The sequence below is a fragment of the Lysobacter sp. Root983 genome (assembly GCF_001429345.1).
Lineage (GTDB): Bacteria > Pseudomonadota > Gammaproteobacteria > Xanthomonadales > Xanthomonadaceae > Lysobacter.
The window spans coordinates 831,126-846,702 of sequence record NZ_LMJO01000012.1 but is presented as its reverse complement, the minus strand read 5'-3'; the positions used below and the strand labels follow the sequence as shown (position 1 = coordinate 846,702).

The following is a 15,577-nucleotide window of genomic DNA, read 5'->3' as shown; positions in this document are numbered from 1 at the left end:
AAGCGACCACAGCGACGCCGCTCGATATGGAGAGCCCCCTTAGTAAGGGGGCGCGGCGACAGCCGCGGGGATTGGAGGCACATAGCGGGGCCCGAACTTGCGCAGCAAGTTAGGGATTTCGTGCGCAGCACGAAATGCCCCCCTTAGTAAGGGGGCGCCGCGAAGCGGCGGGGATTGGAAGAAGAGGCCTGGGGCCCAAAGTTTTCTACGAAAACTTTGGGGCTTTTTTAGACGCCACTGGCGTCTAAAAAAGCGGCGGAGCCGGCCATAAGCCGGGTTCTGTCGTGAGCAGTCATTCCTCTAGGCGCAACGTCGCCGTTACGCTCAAGCAGCCTACCCGGAGACACCGCGGGCCGCGGCATAGTCTCCCTATTTGGCCTTGCTCCCGGTGGGGTTTGCCGTGCCGGTCCGTTACCGGACTCGCGGTGCGCTCTTACCGCACCGTTTCACCCTTACCACGCGCGTCTTGCGACGCCGTTCGGCGGTTTGCTCTCTGTTGCACTTTCCGTCGGCTCGCGCCGCCCAGGCGTTACCTGGCACCGTGCCCTGTGGAGCCCGGACTTTCCTCGGCACCCGATCTTGCGATCCGATGACGCGACTGCCTGGCCGACTCCGCCGCGCGTATTGTCGCACGTGGGACGCCGCGCCGACGCGGCGGGGCTAAATTGGCGAAAACGCACAAAGCGCGCGCTCAGGTAAGGATCGGCTGGAACCCATGCATAGCGACGACCCGGAAGACCATTACCCGCTGTATCCGTCGGGCATGTTGCGCCGTCACGGCCTGATCGGCGCCCAGGACCTGGCCCAGCGCCTGCCCGACTGGACCGAACAGCGTTTGCGTGACGCCTTCTGGCCGGCGTATCGCTCGATCCGCGAAACCGAAACCGACCTGGAGCAGATGTACGGTATCGACGGCGGCGAGCGGGTGATCCTGCTCAACGGCCTGCCGATCTTCGTGTCCGAAGACATCTGGAGCTTCCAGGTACTAGCCGGCCCGCAACTGATGGGTCGATTGGTCGCCGCGCTGCTGCACCCGCGCCCGACGCAAGCGGATTAGCCGCCCGCGAAAGCGAACAAGCCTTCGCTGCGGCCAGCATCGGCGCAACTCGTCGGCAGCTCGAATGCAAGGTCGCGCCGCATACAGGGCGCGGTACTGCGAGACCGCCCGCCGATCGCTCAATCGCCGCCGTATAGCATCTTGCGCGATGCTCCGCTGAGCTCTGCCGCCACTTTGGCGGCCTGCGACGGCTTCAAGTATTCGGTCAGCTTCGCATACAGCCGCCGCCCTTCGACGATCTGCGCATCGGCGTCTTCGCCAGCGCCTTCGATCATCACCACGAACTCGCCCTTGCGCTGGTTCGGATCGGCGGCGACGCGTTCGCGCAATTGCGCCAGGCTGCCGTCGAGCACGGTCTCGAACAGTTTGGTCAGCTCGCGCGCGAGCACCGCCGGGCGCTCGTCGCCGAACGCGGCGGCCATGTCGGCCAAGGCTTCTTCGATGCGATGCGCGGATTCGTAGAACAGCAAGGTGCGCGGTTCGGCCGCCAGCCGGCTCAGGCGCTCGCGGCGCGCGGACGCCTTGGCCGGCAGGAAGCCTTCGAACGCGAACCGGTCCGAGGCCAACCCGGCCACGCTGAGCGCGGCGATCGCGGCGCAGGCGCCGGGCACCGGCGAGACCCGGATGCCGGCCGCGCGCGCGGCGCGCACCAGGCGGAAACCGGGATCGCTGACCAGGGGCGTGCCGGCGTCGGACACCAGCGCCAGCGAGTCGCCGGCCTGCAGGCGCGCGATCAGTTGCGCGGCCTGGGCGTCCTCGTTGTGCTGGTGCAGGGCCAGCAGCGGCCGCTCCAGGCCGAAGTGGGACAGCAGCTGACGGGTGTGGCGGGTGTCCTCGGCGCAGATCGCGGCCACTCCGCGCAGGGTCTCCAGCGCGCGCGGCGACAGGTCGCCTAGGTTGCCGATCGGGGTCGCAACGATGTGAAGGGTGCCGGGGCTGTGCATCGTGCTTCCGTGTCGGGGCCGGGTAGAATCCTAACCGGTCCCCCAAGGAACGCCGCGTCGCGGCGGGAAGCAAGCCGATGCGCCTTCAGCTCGAGATCGCAGGATCCCCCCTCACGCCTACCGCTGCCGGCCGGGTCGGCTGGCGCGGCGCGCGGTTCGCCTTGGCCGCTCTGGCGCTGGGCCTCGCGCTGGCGGGCTGCGGCACGGTAGCCACCCAAACCGGCCCGGCGCCGGCGCGGACCGCCGGCCATCCGTTGGTGATGCAGGCCGCCGAGCTGGCGCGCAACGGCGCCGCCCTCAGCGGCGCGGCGCGCAGCGAGAACGACAGCCAGATCGAGCGCCTGCTCAATCAGCTCGACAACGACAGCCTGGCCCGCGAAGCCGCGGCGCTGCCGGCCGGCGACCCGCTCTACAACTACGCAGGCCGTGCCCTGCTGCGCCGCGGCCTGCCGCTGCCGCGCCCGTTCGACCGCAATTTGCGCCTCGATCCCAGCCGCCCGCCGGCCGACAGCGATGGCTACCGCCCGCCGAACAAGATCGCGGTGCTGCTGCCGTTGTCGGGCGGCCTGGCCACCGCCGCCTCGCCGGTGCGCGACGGCTTCCTCGCCGGCTACTACGGCGAGAACCGCCGACGTCCGGACGTGGTGTTCTACGACACCCTCGGCACCGCCGGCGGCACCTTGGCCGCCTACGACAAGGCCGCCGCCGAGGGCAACGATTTCGTGGTCGGCCCGCTCGGCCGCGACGAGGTCAGCGCGCTGTTCGGTAAGGGCGCGCTGCCTTTGCCGGTGCTCGCGCTCAACCGCGGTAGCGTCGCGCCGCCGTCCGGCAATGCCAGCTTCTCGCTGTCGCCGGAAGACGAAGGCATCGCGGCGGCCGACTACCTGCTCGGCCGCGGTGCGCGTCGCGTGCTGGTGGTCGGCGGCGGCGACGACGGTCAGAACCGCGCGGTGGCCGCGCTGCGCGCACGCCTGAACGAGCGTGGCGCCGCGGTCAGCGACGTGGTCGGCGAAGGCACCGCCGACTTCGCGCCGTTCGCCAACAAAGAAGGCGGCATCGATGCGATCTTCCTTGCGGTCAAGGGCGCCTCGGCGCGCACGCTGATGCCCAAGCTGGCCCTGGCCGGCCTGGGCGGCAAGCCGCGCGTGGCGACCTCCTATGTGCTGTCGGGCACCGGCAAGCCGGAACAGGACCGCGTGCTGGACGGCATCGTGTTCCCCTCCGAAGCCTGGACCACCCGCGGCGTGCGCGGCCTGCCGGCGGCGGCGTCCGCCGGTCAGACCCTGCCGACCGCGCGCGGGCCGGCCGCGCGCCTGTTCGCGTTCGGCTACGACGCCTGGCTGTTGTCGGCCTATCTGGAACGCATGGCGACCGCCACCGACGGCCAGATCACCGGCGCCACCGGCACCCTGCGCATCGACGGCTTCGGCAACGTGATGCGCACGCCGGCGTGGTCGACCTTCAGCAGCGGCGTCGCGGTTTCGCTGAGCGACGTGGCGCGCCAGTAAGCCAGCCAGCATGGCCGCGCCGACGGACCGACGCAGCCGCGGCGCGGCGGTCGAGGCCGCCGCGCGTGCGCACTTGCTGGAACAGGGCCTGCGCGATATCGCCGCCAACGCCAGCTTCCGGTTCGGCGAGCTGGATCTGGTGATGCTGGACCCTGCCGCGCGCGAGGACTGCGTGGTGTTCGTCGAGGTGCGTTACCGCCGCAGCGCGGCCTTCGGCGGCGGCGCGGCCTCGGTCGATATCGGCAAACGCCGGCGCCTGGTCCAGGCCGCGCAGGCCTTCCTCGGCGCGCACCGCGCCTACCGCAACGCGCCCTGCCGCTTCGACGTGATCGAAGCCGACGGCGATCCCACCGCCCCGCGCCTGCACTGGCTGCGCGACGCCTTCCGCGCCGACGAGATCTGACACCGCATGCCCACCGTCATCAGCCATGCCGTGGTACCGCTAGCGCTGGGCTGGGCCCTGGGCCCGCGCCGGGTCGACCGGCGTTTGCTGGTGGCCGGTGCGATCGCGGCCATGCTGCCCGACGCCGACGTGGTCGCGTTCAAGCTGGGCATCGCCTACGCCGACGATTTCGGCCATCGCGGCGCCAGCCACTCCTTCGCGTTCGCCGCCGCCGTCGGCGCGCTGGGCGCGCTCGTTAGCCGCTGGCTGCGCAGTCCGCCGCTGTGGGCGGCGCTGTGGCTGGCGCTGTGCGTGGCTTCGCATCCCTTGCTGGACGCGTTCACCGACGGCGGGCTCGGCGTCGCCCTATGGTGGCCGTGGTCGGATGCGCGCCTCTTCGCGCCGTGGCGGCCGATCGAGGTCTCGCCGATCGGCGCCGGTTTCTTCAGTCTGCGCGGTGTGCATGTGCTGTGGTCGGAGATCCAATGGGTGTGGCTGCCGACCCTGCTGCTGGCGGCGCCGCTGGCCTGGCTGGCGCGCCGGAACGCGGGTACGCGCCCATGAGCGCGCTGCCGGTCGAGCTGGCGCGCACGCTGGCCGAGCTGCTCGGCGACGGCTGGCTCACCGACCCCGGCGAGCGACTGGCCTACGCCTACGACAATTCGCGCCGCGAGGCGCTGCCCGACGCGGTCGCGCTGCCGCGCACGCGCGAGCAGGTGCAGGCGCTGGTACGCGCTTGTCGCGCGCACCGCGTGCCGGTGGTCGCGCGCGGGCGCGGCACCAATACCACCGGCGCCTCGGTGCCGGTCGCGGCGGGCGTGGTGGTGTCGTTCGAGCGCATGAACCGCATCCTCGCGATCCGTCCCGGCGACCGCTGCGCGGTGGTCGAACCCGGCGTGCTCAACGGCGAGCTGCAAACCGCGCTCAAGCCGCACGGCCTGTTCTGGCCGCCGGATCCGACCAGCGCCGCCTTCAGCACCGTCGGCGGCAATCTGGCCTGCAACGCGGGCGGCCCGCGCGCGGTCAAATACGGCGCCAGTCGCGACAACGTGCTCGCGATCACGGCGGTCACCGGCGCGGGCGACCTCATCGTCTGCGGCACCGCGACCACCAAGGGTTCGACCGGCTACGACCTGCATCGCTTGTTGGTCGGCAGCGAGGGCACCCTGGCGCTGATCGTCGAGGCCAGCCTGCGGCTCACGCCGTCGGCGCCGCAGCGGCGCGCGCTGCGCGCTATCTACCGCGATGTCTCGTCGGCGGCGCTGGCGGTGGCGCGCCTGATGGCGCAGCCGGTGACGCCCTCGATGCTGGAATTCATGGACGGCGACGCCTTGCGCCTCGCGCGCGACGTCGGCGGCGCGGATCTGCCGCACGAGGCCGGCGCGCTGCTGATGGTCGAGGCCGACGGCGATGCGGACACCTTGCCGCAGGCGATCGAGGCGCTGAAACGCGCGGCCGCCGGCGAAGGCCTGCTGGCGCTGGACGATGCGGCCGACGAGGCCGCGCGCGAAAAGCTCTGGGCCGCGCGCAAGGCGCTGTCGCCGGCGCTGCGCACGCTGGCGCCGGGCAAGATCAACGAAGACGTGGTGGTGCCGGTGTCGCGCATCCCGGAACTGGTCGACGGCGTGCAGGCCTTGGCGCGCGAGTTCGCTCTGCCCATCGTCTGCTTCGGCCACGCCGGCAACGGCAATCTGCACGTGAACCTGCTCTATGACCCCGCCGATGCCGACCAAAGCGCGCGCGCTAACGCGGCGATGGCGCGGGTGTTCGGCCTGGCGCTGGCCTTGGGCGGCACGCTCTCGGGCGAGCACGGCATCGGCCTGGCCAAGCGCGACTTTATGACGCAGGCGATCGACGCACCGACCTTGGCGCTGATGCGCCAGATCAAGGCGGTGTTCGATCCGCAAGGGATACTCAATCCGGGGAAGTTGTTGCCGGATTGAGGGGGCGTGGGAGACGCTGGTAGCGAGCGTATCGGACCGTGCGCGACTGATTTTCATCGCGCAGAAGCAAATCCCCCTCAATCCCCCTTTTTCAAAGGGGGAGGAAGAGCGACGGCCTCGCGGTTGCTAGAACCGTAGGATGCGGTGAGCCGCAGGCGAACCGCATCGTCGCGCAAGCGCGCGCAGGTGCGTTGCGACCATGCGCGATGGGAACCACGACCGCCTACGCGGCGAAGTGGTCGTACCCCGTGCGCGCGTCNCCGCATCGTCGCGCAAGCGCGCGCAGGTGCGTTGCGACCATGCGCGATGGGAACCACGACCGCCTACGCGGCGAAGTGGTCGTACCCCGTGCGCGCGTTCTGCCAAGGCGAACCATCGGCATCGATTGAGGGTTCGGTGGAGCCGCTCGTAGCGAGCCTGTCGGCTGTGCGCGACTGATTTTCATCGCGCGAAAGCAAATCCCCCTCAATCCCCCTTTTTCAAAGGGGGAGGAAGAGCGACGGCATCGCGGTTGCCAGAGCCGTAGGATGCGGTGAGCCGCAGGCGAACCGCATCGTCGCGCAAGCGCGCGCAGGTGCGTTGCGACCATGCGCGATGGGAACCACGACCGCCTACGCGGCCGCATCGTCGCGCAAGCGCGCGCAGGTGCGTTGCGACCATGCGCGATGGGAACCACGACCGCCTACGCGGCGAAGTGGTCGTACCCCGTGCGCGCGTCCCGCCAAGGCGAACCCTCGGCATCGAACGCCGACACGCCCGTGCCCGCCACCACGCGGCCGATCGCGGCAACCGCCACGCCGGCGTCGGTCGCGTCGCGCAGGATCGCCTCGCGCGCGCTCTGCGGCGCGGTGAAGCACAGCTCGTAATCGTCGCCGCCTGTGGCCTGCAGCCGATACCGCGTCGCGTCGTCGAAGCACGCGCGCAAGGCTTCCGTAGCGGGCAGCGCAGGCAGATCGACTTGCGCCCCCACGCCGCTGGCCGCGCACACATGCCCCAGATCGGCCAACAAACCGTCCGACACGTCGATGCCCGCGTGCGCATGCCGCAACGCGGGCAGTAAGGCCAAGCGCGGCGTCGGCCGGTTCAGGCGCTCGCGCAGGAAGGCGTCCATCGCCGCGCCCGCGCGCCACTGCGCCAGAGCGCCCGCGGCATCGCCCAGGCTGCCGCTGACCCATACCGTGTCGCCTACGCGCGCGCCATCGCGGCGCAGTGCGCGGCCCGGTTCGACCAGCCCATGCACGGTCACGCACACCGACAACGGGCCGCGGGTGGTGTCGCCGCCTACCAGGGCCACACGGTGCTGCGCGGCCAGGCCGAGAAAACCGTCGAGGAACCCGTCCAACCAGCCCGCGTCGGCCTGCGGCAGGGACAGCGACAAGGTGCACCAGGCCGGCTCGACCGCCATCGCGGCCAGGTCCGACAGATTCACGGCCAGGGCTTTCCAGCCGATATCGGCCGGCGCGGTCTCGTCGGGGAAATGCACGCCGCTGTTGAGCGTGTCCATCGCCACCACCAGCTCGCGCCCGGCCGGCACGCGCAGCACCGCCGCATCGTCGCCGATGCCGAGCACGACGTCGTCGCGCGCGGCCACGCGCTGGCGGATGCGCGCGATCAGGTCGAATTCGGCCATCGCGGCAGGTCGCGCTTATTTGGTGCGCGGCGCCTGCGTTTCCACCGGGCGCCAATCGGCGGCGGCATGATCGAGCACGCCGTTGACGTAGGTGTGCCCGTGCTCGGCACCGAAACGCTTCACCGTTTCGATGGCCTCGTTGAGGACCACGCGATACGGCACGTCCGGGCGGCGGCGCAGCTCGTAGGCGGCGATGCGCAGCACCGCGCGCTCGATCGGATCGACCTGCTCGATGTCGCGGTCCAGGAACGGCGCCAGCGCGACGTCCAGTTCTTCCTGGTACTTGTCGACGCCGCGCACCAGATCCTCGAAATACAGCAGGTCGGCGACTTCGTGGGCCTGTTCGTGCGCGAACTGGGCGATCACGTCCTCGACGCGCGCGCCCGACAACTGCCAGGCGTAGACCGCCTGCAGCGCGCGGCGACGTGCGCGCGAACGCGCGACCGGATCGATGCCATCGTGGCGGCGGCGGTTCATCGGCTGTGCTCCTGTGATGCTTGCTCGAACGGCGCCTGCGCGAGCAGGTGGGCCATCTCCAATGCGGCCAATGCGCACTCCTCGCCCTTGTTGCCGTGGCTGCCGCCGGCGCGGGCCTCGGCGTCTTCGTGACGCTCCACCGCCAGCACGCCGTTGGCGATCGGCAAGCCGTAGTCCAGCGATACCCGCATCAGTCCCTCGGAACAACCGTCGGCGACCTGCTCGTAGTGGCGGGTATCGCCGCGCACCACGCAGCCCAGCGCGACCACCGCGGCGTGCGAGCCGGCGCGGGCCAGTCGCGCGGCCACCACCGGCAGCTCCCAGGCGCCCGGCACGCGGATCACGTCGATCGCGTCCTCGGCGACGCCGTGTTCGGCGAAGGTGCGGCGCGCGCCGGCGACCAGCGTATCGGTGATGCGCGGGTTCCAGCGGCTGGCGATGACGGCGTAGCGCGCGCCTTCGGGGCTGCGCAGATCGCCTTCGTAATGGGACATGGGGGAACCGTCTGGACGAAAGGGGTAGTTTAGCGGCTGGGGCGGCCAGTGCCGACGAATCGGCGGCCGCGACCGCCGCGGTGCGCGCACGCGACCGCGAACGGACGCATGCGCGGGCGCCGCGGCTCAGCCCAGCGCGGCCGGATCGACGTATTCGACGACTTCCAGGCCGAAGCCGGCCAGGCCGACCTGGCGCCGGGGCGTGCCGAGCACGCGCAGGCGGGCCAAGCCGAGATCGGCCAGGATCTGGCCTCCGGCGCCGTTGCGGCGCCATTCGGCCAGGGTATGGCCCTGGCTGGGCGCGGCCACCGGCTCCGCCTCGTGCGCGGCCGGCTGCTCGCGCACCCGCGCCAGCAGCGCATCGGCGCCGGAGGCGTCGCCCAGCAGCACCAGCGCGCCTCGCTCCTCGCGCGCGATCGCGGCCAGCACGTCGCCGACCGCGGGGCCGAAGTCGGCGCGGCGCCAGTGCAGCGCATCGGCCAGCGGGTTCTGCACGTGCACGCGCACCAGGGTCGGCAGGGTCGGATCGGGCTGGCCGCGCAGCATCGCGAAATGCAGCGCATGGCTGAGGCGGTCGCGGTAGCTGATCAAACGGAACGGACCGTATTCGGTTTCGATCTCGCGCTCGTCGACGCGCTCGACGGTGTGCTCGGTGGCCAGGCGGTAGCGGATCAGTTCCTCGATCGAACCGATCTTGAGCCCATGCTCGGCCGCGAACGCTTCCAGCTGCGGCCGCCGCGCCATGCTGCCGTCGGGGTTGAGTATCTCCACCAGCACGCCCGCCGGTTCCAGGCCCGCGAGCATGGCCAGGTCGCTGGCCGCCTCGGTATGGCCGGCGCGATTGAGCACGCCGCCGGGCTGCGACATCAGCGGGAAGATGTGGCCGGGCTGGGCGAGGTCGGCGGGCTTGGCGTCCGGGCGCACCGCGGTGCGCACGGTGTGGGCGCGGTCGTAGGCGGAAATACCGGTGGTGACGCCCTCGGCGGCCTCGATGCTGACGGTGAAGTTGGTGTGGTGCGAGGAGGTGTTGTCGCGCACCATCGGGCCCAGGCCCAGTTGCAGGCAGCGCTCGCGCATCAGCGACAGGCAGACCAGGCCGCGCGCGTGGGTGACCATGAAGTTGATGTCGGACGGGCGCACCAGTTCGGCGGCCATGATCAGGTCGCCTTCGTTCTCGCGGTCCTCGTCGTCGACGATGACCACCATGCGGCCGTTACGGATCTCTTCCAACAGTTCGGGAATGCTGGCGAAACTCATGCGCCGGTCTCCTGTGCGTGGCCCAGCAGGCGCTCGACGTAACGGGCGACCAGGTCGATTTCCAGATTCACCGCATCGCCGACCGCGGTCTGCGCGAACGCGGTGTGGGCGACGGTGTGCGGGATCAACGCGACCTCGAAGCCCTGCGCATCGGTTTCGTTGACGGTGAGGCTGACGCCGTCGACGCAGATCGAGCCCTTCTTGGCGATGTAGCGCGTGAGCGCGGCGGGCGCGGCGAAACGCCAGCGCTGCGCGCGCGCGTCCTCGCGCACGTCGAGAACGCGGCCGACGCCGTCGACGTGACCGCTGACCAGGTGTCCGCCGAGGCGATCGCTGGGCCGCATCGCACGTTCCAGATTGAGGATGGCGTTGTCGCGCAGGCCGCCCAGGGTGGTCAGGGCCAGGGTTTCGGTGGAGGCGTCGGCGTCGAACCAGTCGCTGCCGAACGCAATCACGGTCAGGCACACGCCGTTGACCGCGATGCTCTCGCCCAGCTTGGGTTCGGCGAAGTCGAGGCTGCCGGTGGCGACCCGCAGGCGCACGTCTCCGCCCAGGTTCTGGCGATCGGCGAGCGCGCCGACGCCTTCGATGATGCCGGTGAACATCAGCGCGTCTCCCGGACAGCGAGCGCGCGGCGGCTAAGGTGGAGCTTGGACATGAAACGTTTCCCGCATGATGGTGAGCGAAAAACGCCTCAAGGCACGAGGCAAGCGCACGGCGACGCGCGCCATGCGAAAGCCGTCTTCTTTCATCCGGACTGTGACCGTCGGCTCCGGCATCCGACCGGATCTGCTGACCCTCCGGCGTGGCCGGAGGCGCTCGCGGGCTCACGCGGGGAGCTTAGGCCCCGCGCCTACCGCCGGTGGGGAATCGCACCCCGCCCTGAAGACGTTACGTAAGTAGTAGTGCCGGAAACCGGCGCGGGCATTCTAGCACCGGGGGTGGGGACGGCCGGCCGGATGCAGTGTTCTGGGGGTGGTGGGGGTTCGCGGCCTAAAGCAAATCCCCCTCAATCCCCCTTTTTCAAAGGGGGAAGAGAAGCGGGCGCTGCCCCCCCTTTGAAAAAGGGGGCTAGGGGGGATTTGCTTTCAAGCCTTGCGCCGCAAATGCAAAAACAGCGGCCACTGCAGCGTGCGCAGGTCGCCCGCATCGCCCCAGGCCGCCGCCAGCGCCGGCGCATGCCGCGCGACCGGGTCGTCGCCGCTGTCGGCGCGGCAGCGCGCGGTCGCCGACATGCTGCCCAGATACCCCAGAAAACGCGCCAACGACCATTCGGCCTCCAGCCACAGGCTGGGCGCGGGCAGCGCGGGGAACGGCCAGTCGTAACCGGCATAGGCGGCGTCGACCTGGGCGCGCTCCGGCGGCCAGTAGGCCTCGATCTGGGCGCGGAACGCCGCGACCGGCTCCAGCATGCCTTCCGGGGCCAGGAAGTCGCCGTAGCCCCAGGCCGCAAGCACGCCGCCGGGCGCGAGCACGCGCTCGCATTCGCGGAAGAAGGCCGCGCGGTCGAACCAATGCAGGGCCTGAGCGACCGCGATCAGTTGCACGCTGCCATCGGTCAAGGCGGTGCGCTCGCCGGGTTCGACCGCGAGTTCGACGCGCGCGTCGCCGGCCTGTGCCCAGTGCTGAGCGATCTGCTGCGCGCTGGGATCGCTGGCGTGGACCCAGGCGAAACGCGCCGCCAGGCCGCGCGTGGCCTGGCCGCTGCCGCAGCCCGGCTCCCACACCCGCGCGGTCGCCGGCGCCACGCCGCTCAGCACGTCGAACAAGGCATCGGGGTACTCGGGCCGCGCCGCCGCGTAGGCGCCGGCGATCGCCGAGAAATGGTCTTTGAAATCGGTGCCGCTCATGACCTCGCCCTCAGCCCGTAGTCTCCGGCCGCAGCAACAGGCGCACGTCCTCGCCGATGCGGCGCGATTCGACGATGTTCAAACGCAGCTTCTGGGTCATGGCCTCGATGTCCAGGCCGTCGAACAAGGGCCGCGCGTTCTGCCCCAGCAACACCGGCGCCACGTACAGCAACACTTCGTCGACCAGGCCGGCGGCGAGGAAGGCGCCGGCCAGGGTCGCGCCGGCTTCGAGCTGGATTTCGTTGACGCCGCGCTCGGCCAGCAGGCGCAGCACCGCGTCCAGATCGAAACGCCCCTCGCGCACCGCGATCGCGGCGTGCTGGGCGGTGAGTTCGCGCGGCGGCTTGGCGTCGGGCGCATGCAGGTACAAGGTGGGCGCATCGCCCTCGCGCACGCGCCCACGCGCGACCGTGGCCAGGCCCGGATCCAGCACCACCCGCAGCGGCGCCACGAACGCGGTATCGTCGCCCAGGCGCACGGTCAGCGAGGGATCGTCGGCCAGCACGGTGCCGGCGCCGGTGACGATCGCGCCCGCGCGCGCGCGCCAGCGCTGCACGTCCAGGCGCGAGGCGTCGCCGCTGATCCATTTCGATTCGCCGTTGGCCAGCGCGCTGCGGCCGTCGATGCTGGTCGCCAGCTTGACCCGCAACCACGGCCGGCCGCGCTCGATCCGCGACAGGAAGCCGCGATTGAGCGCGCGCGCCTGCGTCTCCATCAGCCCGCTGATCACCTCGATGCCGGCCGCCTGCAGCTGGGCGAAGCCGGCGCCGTCGACCTGCGGGAAGGGATCGCGCATCGCCGCGACCACGCGCGCGACGCCGGCCGCGATCAGGGCTTGGCTGCAAGGGCCGGTGCGGCCGGTGTGCGCGCAGGGTTCGAGGGTGACGTAGGCGGTGGCGCCGCGCGCGCGTTCGCCGGCCGCGTTCAAGGCGTGCACTTCGGCGTGCGCCTCGCCCGCGCGCTGGTGCCAGCCCTCGCCCACCACCTCGTCGCCGTGGGCGATCACGCAGCCGACCATGGGATTGGGCTTGGTGGTGTAGGCGCCGCGCTCGGCCAGGCGCAGCGCGCGGGCCATGTGGAGGTGATCGGAGGCGGTGAAGGAGGTCGTCATGGGGCGCGCTTGAAATGGGTGGCGTCGGGAAAGTCGGAGATCAGGCTGCGGTCCGCCTGCACGCTCAGGGTCATCGCGCCGCCCTCGCTGGCGCCGATGGCGTTGGCGTCGAACTCGATCAGGTACAACAGCTTGGTCGCATCGTCCACGTTCAGCCAGCGTGGACGGTCGGGCTGTTCGGGGAAGCGTACGCCGACGGCTTTCACCGCGGCATCGGCCGGCAAGGCCGCGAACTCGAATTCCCCGTCGCCGCCCTCCTTCGAGGTCTGCTCGATCACCCGACCGTCGGCTAGACGCAGCATCGCCTTGGCCTCGCCCACCGCCAGACCGATACGCGGCTCGTACACCTTCACCCAAACGGCCTCGCCGGCGCGACGCGGCCGGTGCGCCCACCAGGTGCCGATCGGCAACAGTCCCGCGTCCACCGCCTGCTGCAGGGTTTCGATGCCGTCGCCGCGCACTTTGTTCAGATCGGCCTCGGTCAGGGGCGGCGGTAGCGCGCGCTTGATTCCGTCCTCGCTGTCGATCATGCGCTCCACCAGCACCAGCGTGCCGTCGCTGCGCTGCCAGCAGCCGGTCACGTCCATGCCCGGCATCGGCAGCTCGCGCAGGCGGAAGCTGCCGTCCGCGTTCAACTGCAGACTCGGCGCCGCTTTCGTCGCGCTCGCCGCATAACGCCCCGCGAGCGCCGCGTCGCCCGACGCGCAGGCCGCGGCTGCGGGTAGCGCGAGCATCCAGGCGCACACCAGCACGATCGCGCCGGCGGCGCGCGGGTAGGATCGATGGCGCGTCATGCGGTGGAGATTCCCTCGGCGCAGGTCGCGCTCATGGTGTGCGTTTGAAATGGATGCGGTCGGGCGTATCCGCGCGCAGGCTGCCGTCGGCTTGGACCGTCAGCGTCAAGGGGCCGCCCGGAAGAGCGCCAACGGCCAGCGCATCGAAATCGATCAGGTACAAGCGCTTGGTCGAATCGGTCGTCGTCAGCCAGCGCGTGCGCTCGGGCGGGTACGAAAAACGTACGCCGATGGCGGTCACCACGGCGTCGGCGGGCAAGGACGCGAGCTCGTACTCGCCGTCGCCCGTTCCCGCGCTGGCCTCGAGCTCCTGGCCGTCGGCCAGGCGCAGCACGACCTTGGCCTCGCCCGCGGCGATGCCGACCTTGGAGTCGAACAGCTTCACCCGCACCGGCTCGCCGGGCTTGCGCACCTGGTGCGACCACACGCGTCCGGCCGGCAGCAAACCGGCGTCCACCGCCTGCGCGATCGTCTCGATGCCGTCGCCGCGCACCGGGTCCAGATCGGCCTGGGTCAGCGGATCGGGCAGGACGCGCTGGATGCCCTCGCCGCCGGTATCCGCGCCAGGCGCGAAGATCACGCGGTCGCCGTCGCGCGACCAGCAACCGGTCACCTCGGGTGTCGGCGCCGCCGCCGGCAGGTCGTAGATTCGGAAGCGGCCGTCCTGGTGCAAGCTCAGGCTCACCGGCACTTCGGCCACCGAGGCGTAGCGCGCCGCCAGCGCGGGGTCGGCGGGCTTGCAGGCCGCCACCGCGGAGGCGGCCGGGATCAGGCAGGCGACCAGGGTGCACAGGCGCGCGCAACGGGGCAAGCGCGCAAAACGCGCGCAAGGTTCGGCGCGGTGTCGCGCGGGGATCTCGGGGTTCACGTCGCGCTCCTGTACTGGTCACTGCCGTACATAGCGACCGCGGATCTGCGGCGATATCAGATCGCCATCGTCCTGGGTCAGGATCATTTGCTCGAAAGACGGCGGCCGCGCCGCCGCGGTGTCGAGGCGGATCGCGAACACCCGGCCCTGGCCCTCATCCAGCGCCAGGGTTTCGCTTGGCCGATCGGGCGCCTGCAGGACCACGCGTTGCAGACGCGCACCTGGTCGTTGCAAGGCCAGGGCCCAACCGCCAGGACTGGTCTGGGCGCTCGCACTGCGACCATCGGAATACACGAACTCGACGCCGATGCCCTCGGCCCGGTAGCCACGCTGCGGATCGCCGACGACGACCGCATAGCCGCTGGGTTTGGCGGCCGCGGACGGCGGCAGACAGCCCGTCGTATCGAATTGGGGTTGGCGCAGCTGCGGCGGGGCGCGGCCGGCCAGCGCGTGCAATTCGCCGACGCGCTGGTATTGCCGCAGGTAGGCGCGCACCGCGCGGTCGGCGGCTTCCATCTCGTCGACGGGAGTCGCGTGGCCGGGCGACTGCATGGCCTTGGCCTCGTTCGCCGCGGCGGCCGCGGCCGCCGCGGCCGCGTCCGTCGCCGACGGCATCGGCGGCGGCAAGGGGTCGTAGGCAGCAGCGGATCCCGCCTTGCGCTTGATCGCCGTGGCGGCCGCCGCCTCCACCGCCAGGCGCGACCGCTCCAGGGCAGCCAACTCCGGCGTCAGGGCCGCCTCGGCGGCGGCGCGATGCGCCGGGTCGGCCGGATCGTTCGCAGGCTGGGCCACCAGGGCCTCGGTTTCGGCCTGAGCCAGGCCGAGCCGGTAGGTCTGCGCGAAGCCGCATGCGCGTTCGGCCATCGCGTCGCGCTGTTCCTGCGCAAACTCTTCCAGGCGCCGCTGCGCGTCCTGATTCCACGGCAGCACCTGATCGAGCGAGAACAGCGGCTTGCCTTCGGCCGGCGCTTGCATGGTCAGCACCACCCTATCCGCGCCCACATTCCAGATGCCGCTGGCGGACTCGACCATCAGGCCGTAGCTCAGGCTCCACTCGAAGCGGCCGTCGGGCCTGAGCTCCAGTTCGGAGCCGGCATCGGCCACGCCTTCCAGGACGTAGTGCCCGGCCAACGCCGCGCGTTGGCGGTCTTGGATCGGATCGGCGGCCTGGGCGCCGGCCGCGAGCAAGCTCAGGGCGAGCAGCGAAAATTTCAATGCGTTCGACATGCGCGAACTCCTTTCGGCGCGTGACAGGGGCTCGC

The 15,577-nt window shown here is 71.0% G+C and carries 15 protein-coding genes, 1 other RNA gene, 1 pseudogene and 1 riboswitch; of the genes and pseudogenes, 5 read left to right on the top strand and 12 right to left on the bottom strand.

Annotated elements, in window-relative coordinates; translation table 11 throughout:
* Nucleotides 1-253: 253 nt before the first annotated feature.
* An RNA gene (gene rnpB / locus ASE43_RS12220) (RNase P RNA component class A) lies at nucleotides 254-614 on the bottom strand.
* 101 nt (nucleotides 615-715) lie between these two features.
* Between rnpB and ASE43_RS11200 the strand changes: the two genes are divergently transcribed.
* The gene (locus tag ASE43_RS11200) at nucleotides 716-1,057 is read left to right on the top strand and encodes a hypothetical protein (RefSeq protein ID WP_057160499.1); all 342 of its coding nucleotides are present in this window, start codon (nucleotides 716-718) and stop codon (nucleotides 1,055-1,057) included.
* 119 nt (nucleotides 1,058-1,176) lie between these two features.
* Here the strand turns inward: ASE43_RS11200 and rsmI are convergent, their stop codons facing one another.
* Complete coding sequence (rsmI, locus tag ASE43_RS11195) at nucleotides 1,177-2,001, bottom strand: 16S rRNA (cytidine(1402)-2'-O)-methyltransferase (protein ID WP_057160497.1); 825 nt, start codon at nucleotides 1,999-2,001, stop codon at nucleotides 1,177-1,179.
* 266 nt (nucleotides 2,002-2,267) lie between these two features.
* Between rsmI and ASE43_RS11190 the strand changes: the two are divergent.
* From ASE43_RS11190 to ASE43_RS11175, 4 genes and pseudogenes are all read left to right on the top strand, one after another.
* Nucleotides 2,268-3,509: pseudogene (locus tag ASE43_RS11190) on the top strand (penicillin-binding protein activator); the annotation flags it as partial.
* A gap of 10 nt (nucleotides 3,510-3,519) precedes the next feature.
* A complete protein-coding gene (locus ASE43_RS11185) occupies nucleotides 3,520-3,912 on the top strand; it encodes a YraN family protein (protein WP_057160496.1) in 393 nt (130 codons plus the stop codon).
* Between the two features lie 6 nt (nucleotides 3,913-3,918).
* On the top strand, nucleotides 3,919-4,455 hold the full coding sequence (locus tag ASE43_RS11180; protein ID WP_057160495.1) for a metal-dependent hydrolase: 537 nt from the start codon (nucleotides 3,919-3,921) through the stop codon (nucleotides 4,453-4,455).
* The gene (locus tag ASE43_RS11175) at nucleotides 4,452-5,834 is read left to right on the top strand and encodes an FAD-linked oxidase C-terminal domain-containing protein (RefSeq protein ID WP_057160494.1); all 1,383 of its coding nucleotides are present in this window, start codon (nucleotides 4,452-4,454) and stop codon (nucleotides 5,832-5,834) included. Before ASE43_RS11180 ends, ASE43_RS11175 begins: the two co-directional genes overlap by 4 nt.
* Nucleotides 5,835-6,516: 682 nt before the next feature.
* Here the strand turns inward: ASE43_RS11175 and thiL are convergent.
* The 10 genes from thiL to ASE43_RS11125 form a co-directional block, all read right to left on the bottom strand.
* Nucleotides 6,517-7,464 (bottom strand): thiamine-phosphate kinase, encoded by a 948-nt coding sequence (thiL, locus tag ASE43_RS11170; protein ID WP_057160493.1) that lies wholly within the window; start codon nucleotides 7,462-7,464, stop codon nucleotides 6,517-6,519.
* A 15-nt stretch (nucleotides 7,465-7,479) separates the two neighbouring features.
* On the bottom strand, nucleotides 7,480-7,941 hold the full coding sequence (gene nusB, locus ASE43_RS11165) for a transcription antitermination factor NusB (RefSeq protein WP_057160492.1): 462 nt from the start codon (nucleotides 7,939-7,941) through the stop codon (nucleotides 7,480-7,482).
* Nucleotides 7,938-8,435 carry a 6,7-dimethyl-8-ribityllumazine synthase gene (gene ribH, locus ASE43_RS11160; RefSeq protein ID WP_056179129.1) on the bottom strand — a complete coding sequence of 166 codons (498 nt, stop codon included), beginning with the start codon at nucleotides 8,433-8,435 and terminating at the stop codon, nucleotides 7,938-7,940. Before ribH ends, nusB begins: the two co-directional genes overlap by 4 nt.
* A gap of 126 nt (nucleotides 8,436-8,561) precedes the next feature.
* Nucleotides 8,562-9,692 carry a 3,4-dihydroxy-2-butanone-4-phosphate synthase gene (ribB, locus tag ASE43_RS11155; RefSeq protein WP_057160491.1) on the bottom strand — a complete coding sequence of 377 codons (1,131 nt, stop codon included), beginning with the start codon at nucleotides 9,690-9,692 and terminating at the stop codon, nucleotides 8,562-8,564.
* Complete coding sequence (locus ASE43_RS11150) at nucleotides 9,689-10,297, bottom strand: riboflavin synthase (RefSeq protein ID WP_056179123.1); 609 nt, start codon at nucleotides 10,295-10,297, stop codon at nucleotides 9,689-9,691. Before ASE43_RS11150 ends, ribB begins: the two co-directional genes overlap by 4 nt.
* Before the next feature lie 131 nt (nucleotides 10,298-10,428).
* Nucleotides 10,429-10,586: riboswitch (FMN riboswitch) on the bottom strand.
* 194 nt (nucleotides 10,587-10,780) lie between these two features.
* On the bottom strand, nucleotides 10,781-11,542 hold the full coding sequence (locus ASE43_RS11145) for a class I SAM-dependent methyltransferase (RefSeq protein WP_057160490.1): 762 nt from the start codon (nucleotides 11,540-11,542) through the stop codon (nucleotides 10,781-10,783).
* Between the two features lie 10 nt (nucleotides 11,543-11,552).
* A complete protein-coding gene (ribD, locus tag ASE43_RS11140; RefSeq protein WP_057160489.1) occupies nucleotides 11,553-12,653 on the bottom strand; it encodes a bifunctional diaminohydroxyphosphoribosylaminopyrimidine deaminase/5-amino-6-(5-phosphoribosylamino)uracil reductase RibD in 1,101 nt (366 codons plus the stop codon).
* Nucleotides 12,650-13,447: a hypothetical protein gene (locus ASE43_RS11135; protein ID WP_057160488.1), complete on the bottom strand. Its 798-nt coding sequence runs from the start codon at nucleotides 13,445-13,447 to the stop codon at nucleotides 12,650-12,652. Before ASE43_RS11135 ends, ribD begins: the two co-directional genes overlap by 4 nt.
* Before the next feature lie 31 nt (nucleotides 13,448-13,478).
* Complete coding sequence (locus ASE43_RS11130; RefSeq protein ID WP_157499860.1) at nucleotides 13,479-14,315, bottom strand: hypothetical protein; 837 nt, start codon at nucleotides 14,313-14,315, stop codon at nucleotides 13,479-13,481.
* Nucleotides 14,316-14,333: 18 nt separating this feature from the next.
* Complete coding sequence (locus tag ASE43_RS11125; RefSeq protein WP_057160486.1) at nucleotides 14,334-15,542, bottom strand: hypothetical protein; 1,209 nt, start codon at nucleotides 15,540-15,542, stop codon at nucleotides 14,334-14,336.
* Nucleotides 15,543-15,577: the final 35 nt, after the last annotated feature.

What these genes read in the sequence shown, in the direction of transcription:
- ASE43_RS11200 (WP_057160499.1), top strand. Translation starts at nt 716, where the DNA reads ATGCATAGCGACGACCCGGAAGACCATTACCCGCTGTATCCGTCGGGC.
- rsmI (WP_057160497.1), bottom strand. Translation starts at nt 2,001, where the DNA reads ATGCACAGCCCCGGCACCCTTCACATCGTTGCGACCCCGATCGGCAAC.
- ASE43_RS11185 (WP_057160496.1), top strand. Translation starts at nt 3,520, where the DNA reads ATGGCCGCGCCGACGGACCGACGCAGCCGCGGCGCGGCGGTCGAGGCC.
- ASE43_RS11180 (WP_057160495.1), top strand. Translation starts at nt 3,919, where the DNA reads ATGCCCACCGTCATCAGCCATGCCGTGGTACCGCTAGCGCTGGGCTGG.
- ASE43_RS11175 (WP_057160494.1), top strand. Translation starts at nt 4,452, where the DNA reads ATGAGCGCGCTGCCGGTCGAGCTGGCGCGCACGCTGGCCGAGCTGCTC.
- thiL (WP_057160493.1), bottom strand. Translation starts at nt 7,464, where the DNA reads ATGGCCGAATTCGACCTGATCGCGCGCATCCGCCAGCGCGTGGCCGCG.
- nusB (WP_057160492.1), bottom strand. Translation starts at nt 7,941, where the DNA reads ATGAACCGCCGCCGCCACGATGGCATCGATCCGGTCGCGCGTTCGCGC.
- ribH (WP_056179129.1), bottom strand. Translation starts at nt 8,435, where the DNA reads ATGTCCCATTACGAAGGCGATCTGCGCAGCCCCGAAGGCGCGCGCTAC.
- ribB (WP_057160491.1), bottom strand. Translation starts at nt 9,692, where the DNA reads ATGAGTTTCGCCAGCATTCCCGAACTGTTGGAAGAGATCCGTAACGGC.
- ASE43_RS11150 (WP_056179123.1), bottom strand. Translation starts at nt 10,297, where the DNA reads ATGTTCACCGGCATCATCGAAGGCGTCGGCGCGCTCGCCGATCGCCAG.
- ASE43_RS11145 (WP_057160490.1), bottom strand. Translation starts at nt 11,542, where the DNA reads ATGAGCGGCACCGATTTCAAAGACCATTTCTCGGCGATCGCCGGCGCC.
- ribD (WP_057160489.1), bottom strand. Translation starts at nt 12,653, where the DNA reads ATGACGACCTCCTTCACCGCCTCCGATCACCTCCACATGGCCCGCGCG.
- ASE43_RS11135 (WP_057160488.1), bottom strand. Translation starts at nt 13,447, where the DNA reads ATGACGCGCCATCGATCCTACCCGCGCGCCGCCGGCGCGATCGTGCTG.
- ASE43_RS11125 (WP_057160486.1), bottom strand. Translation starts at nt 15,542, where the DNA reads ATGTCGAACGCATTGAAATTTTCGCTGCTCGCCCTGAGCTTGCTCGCG.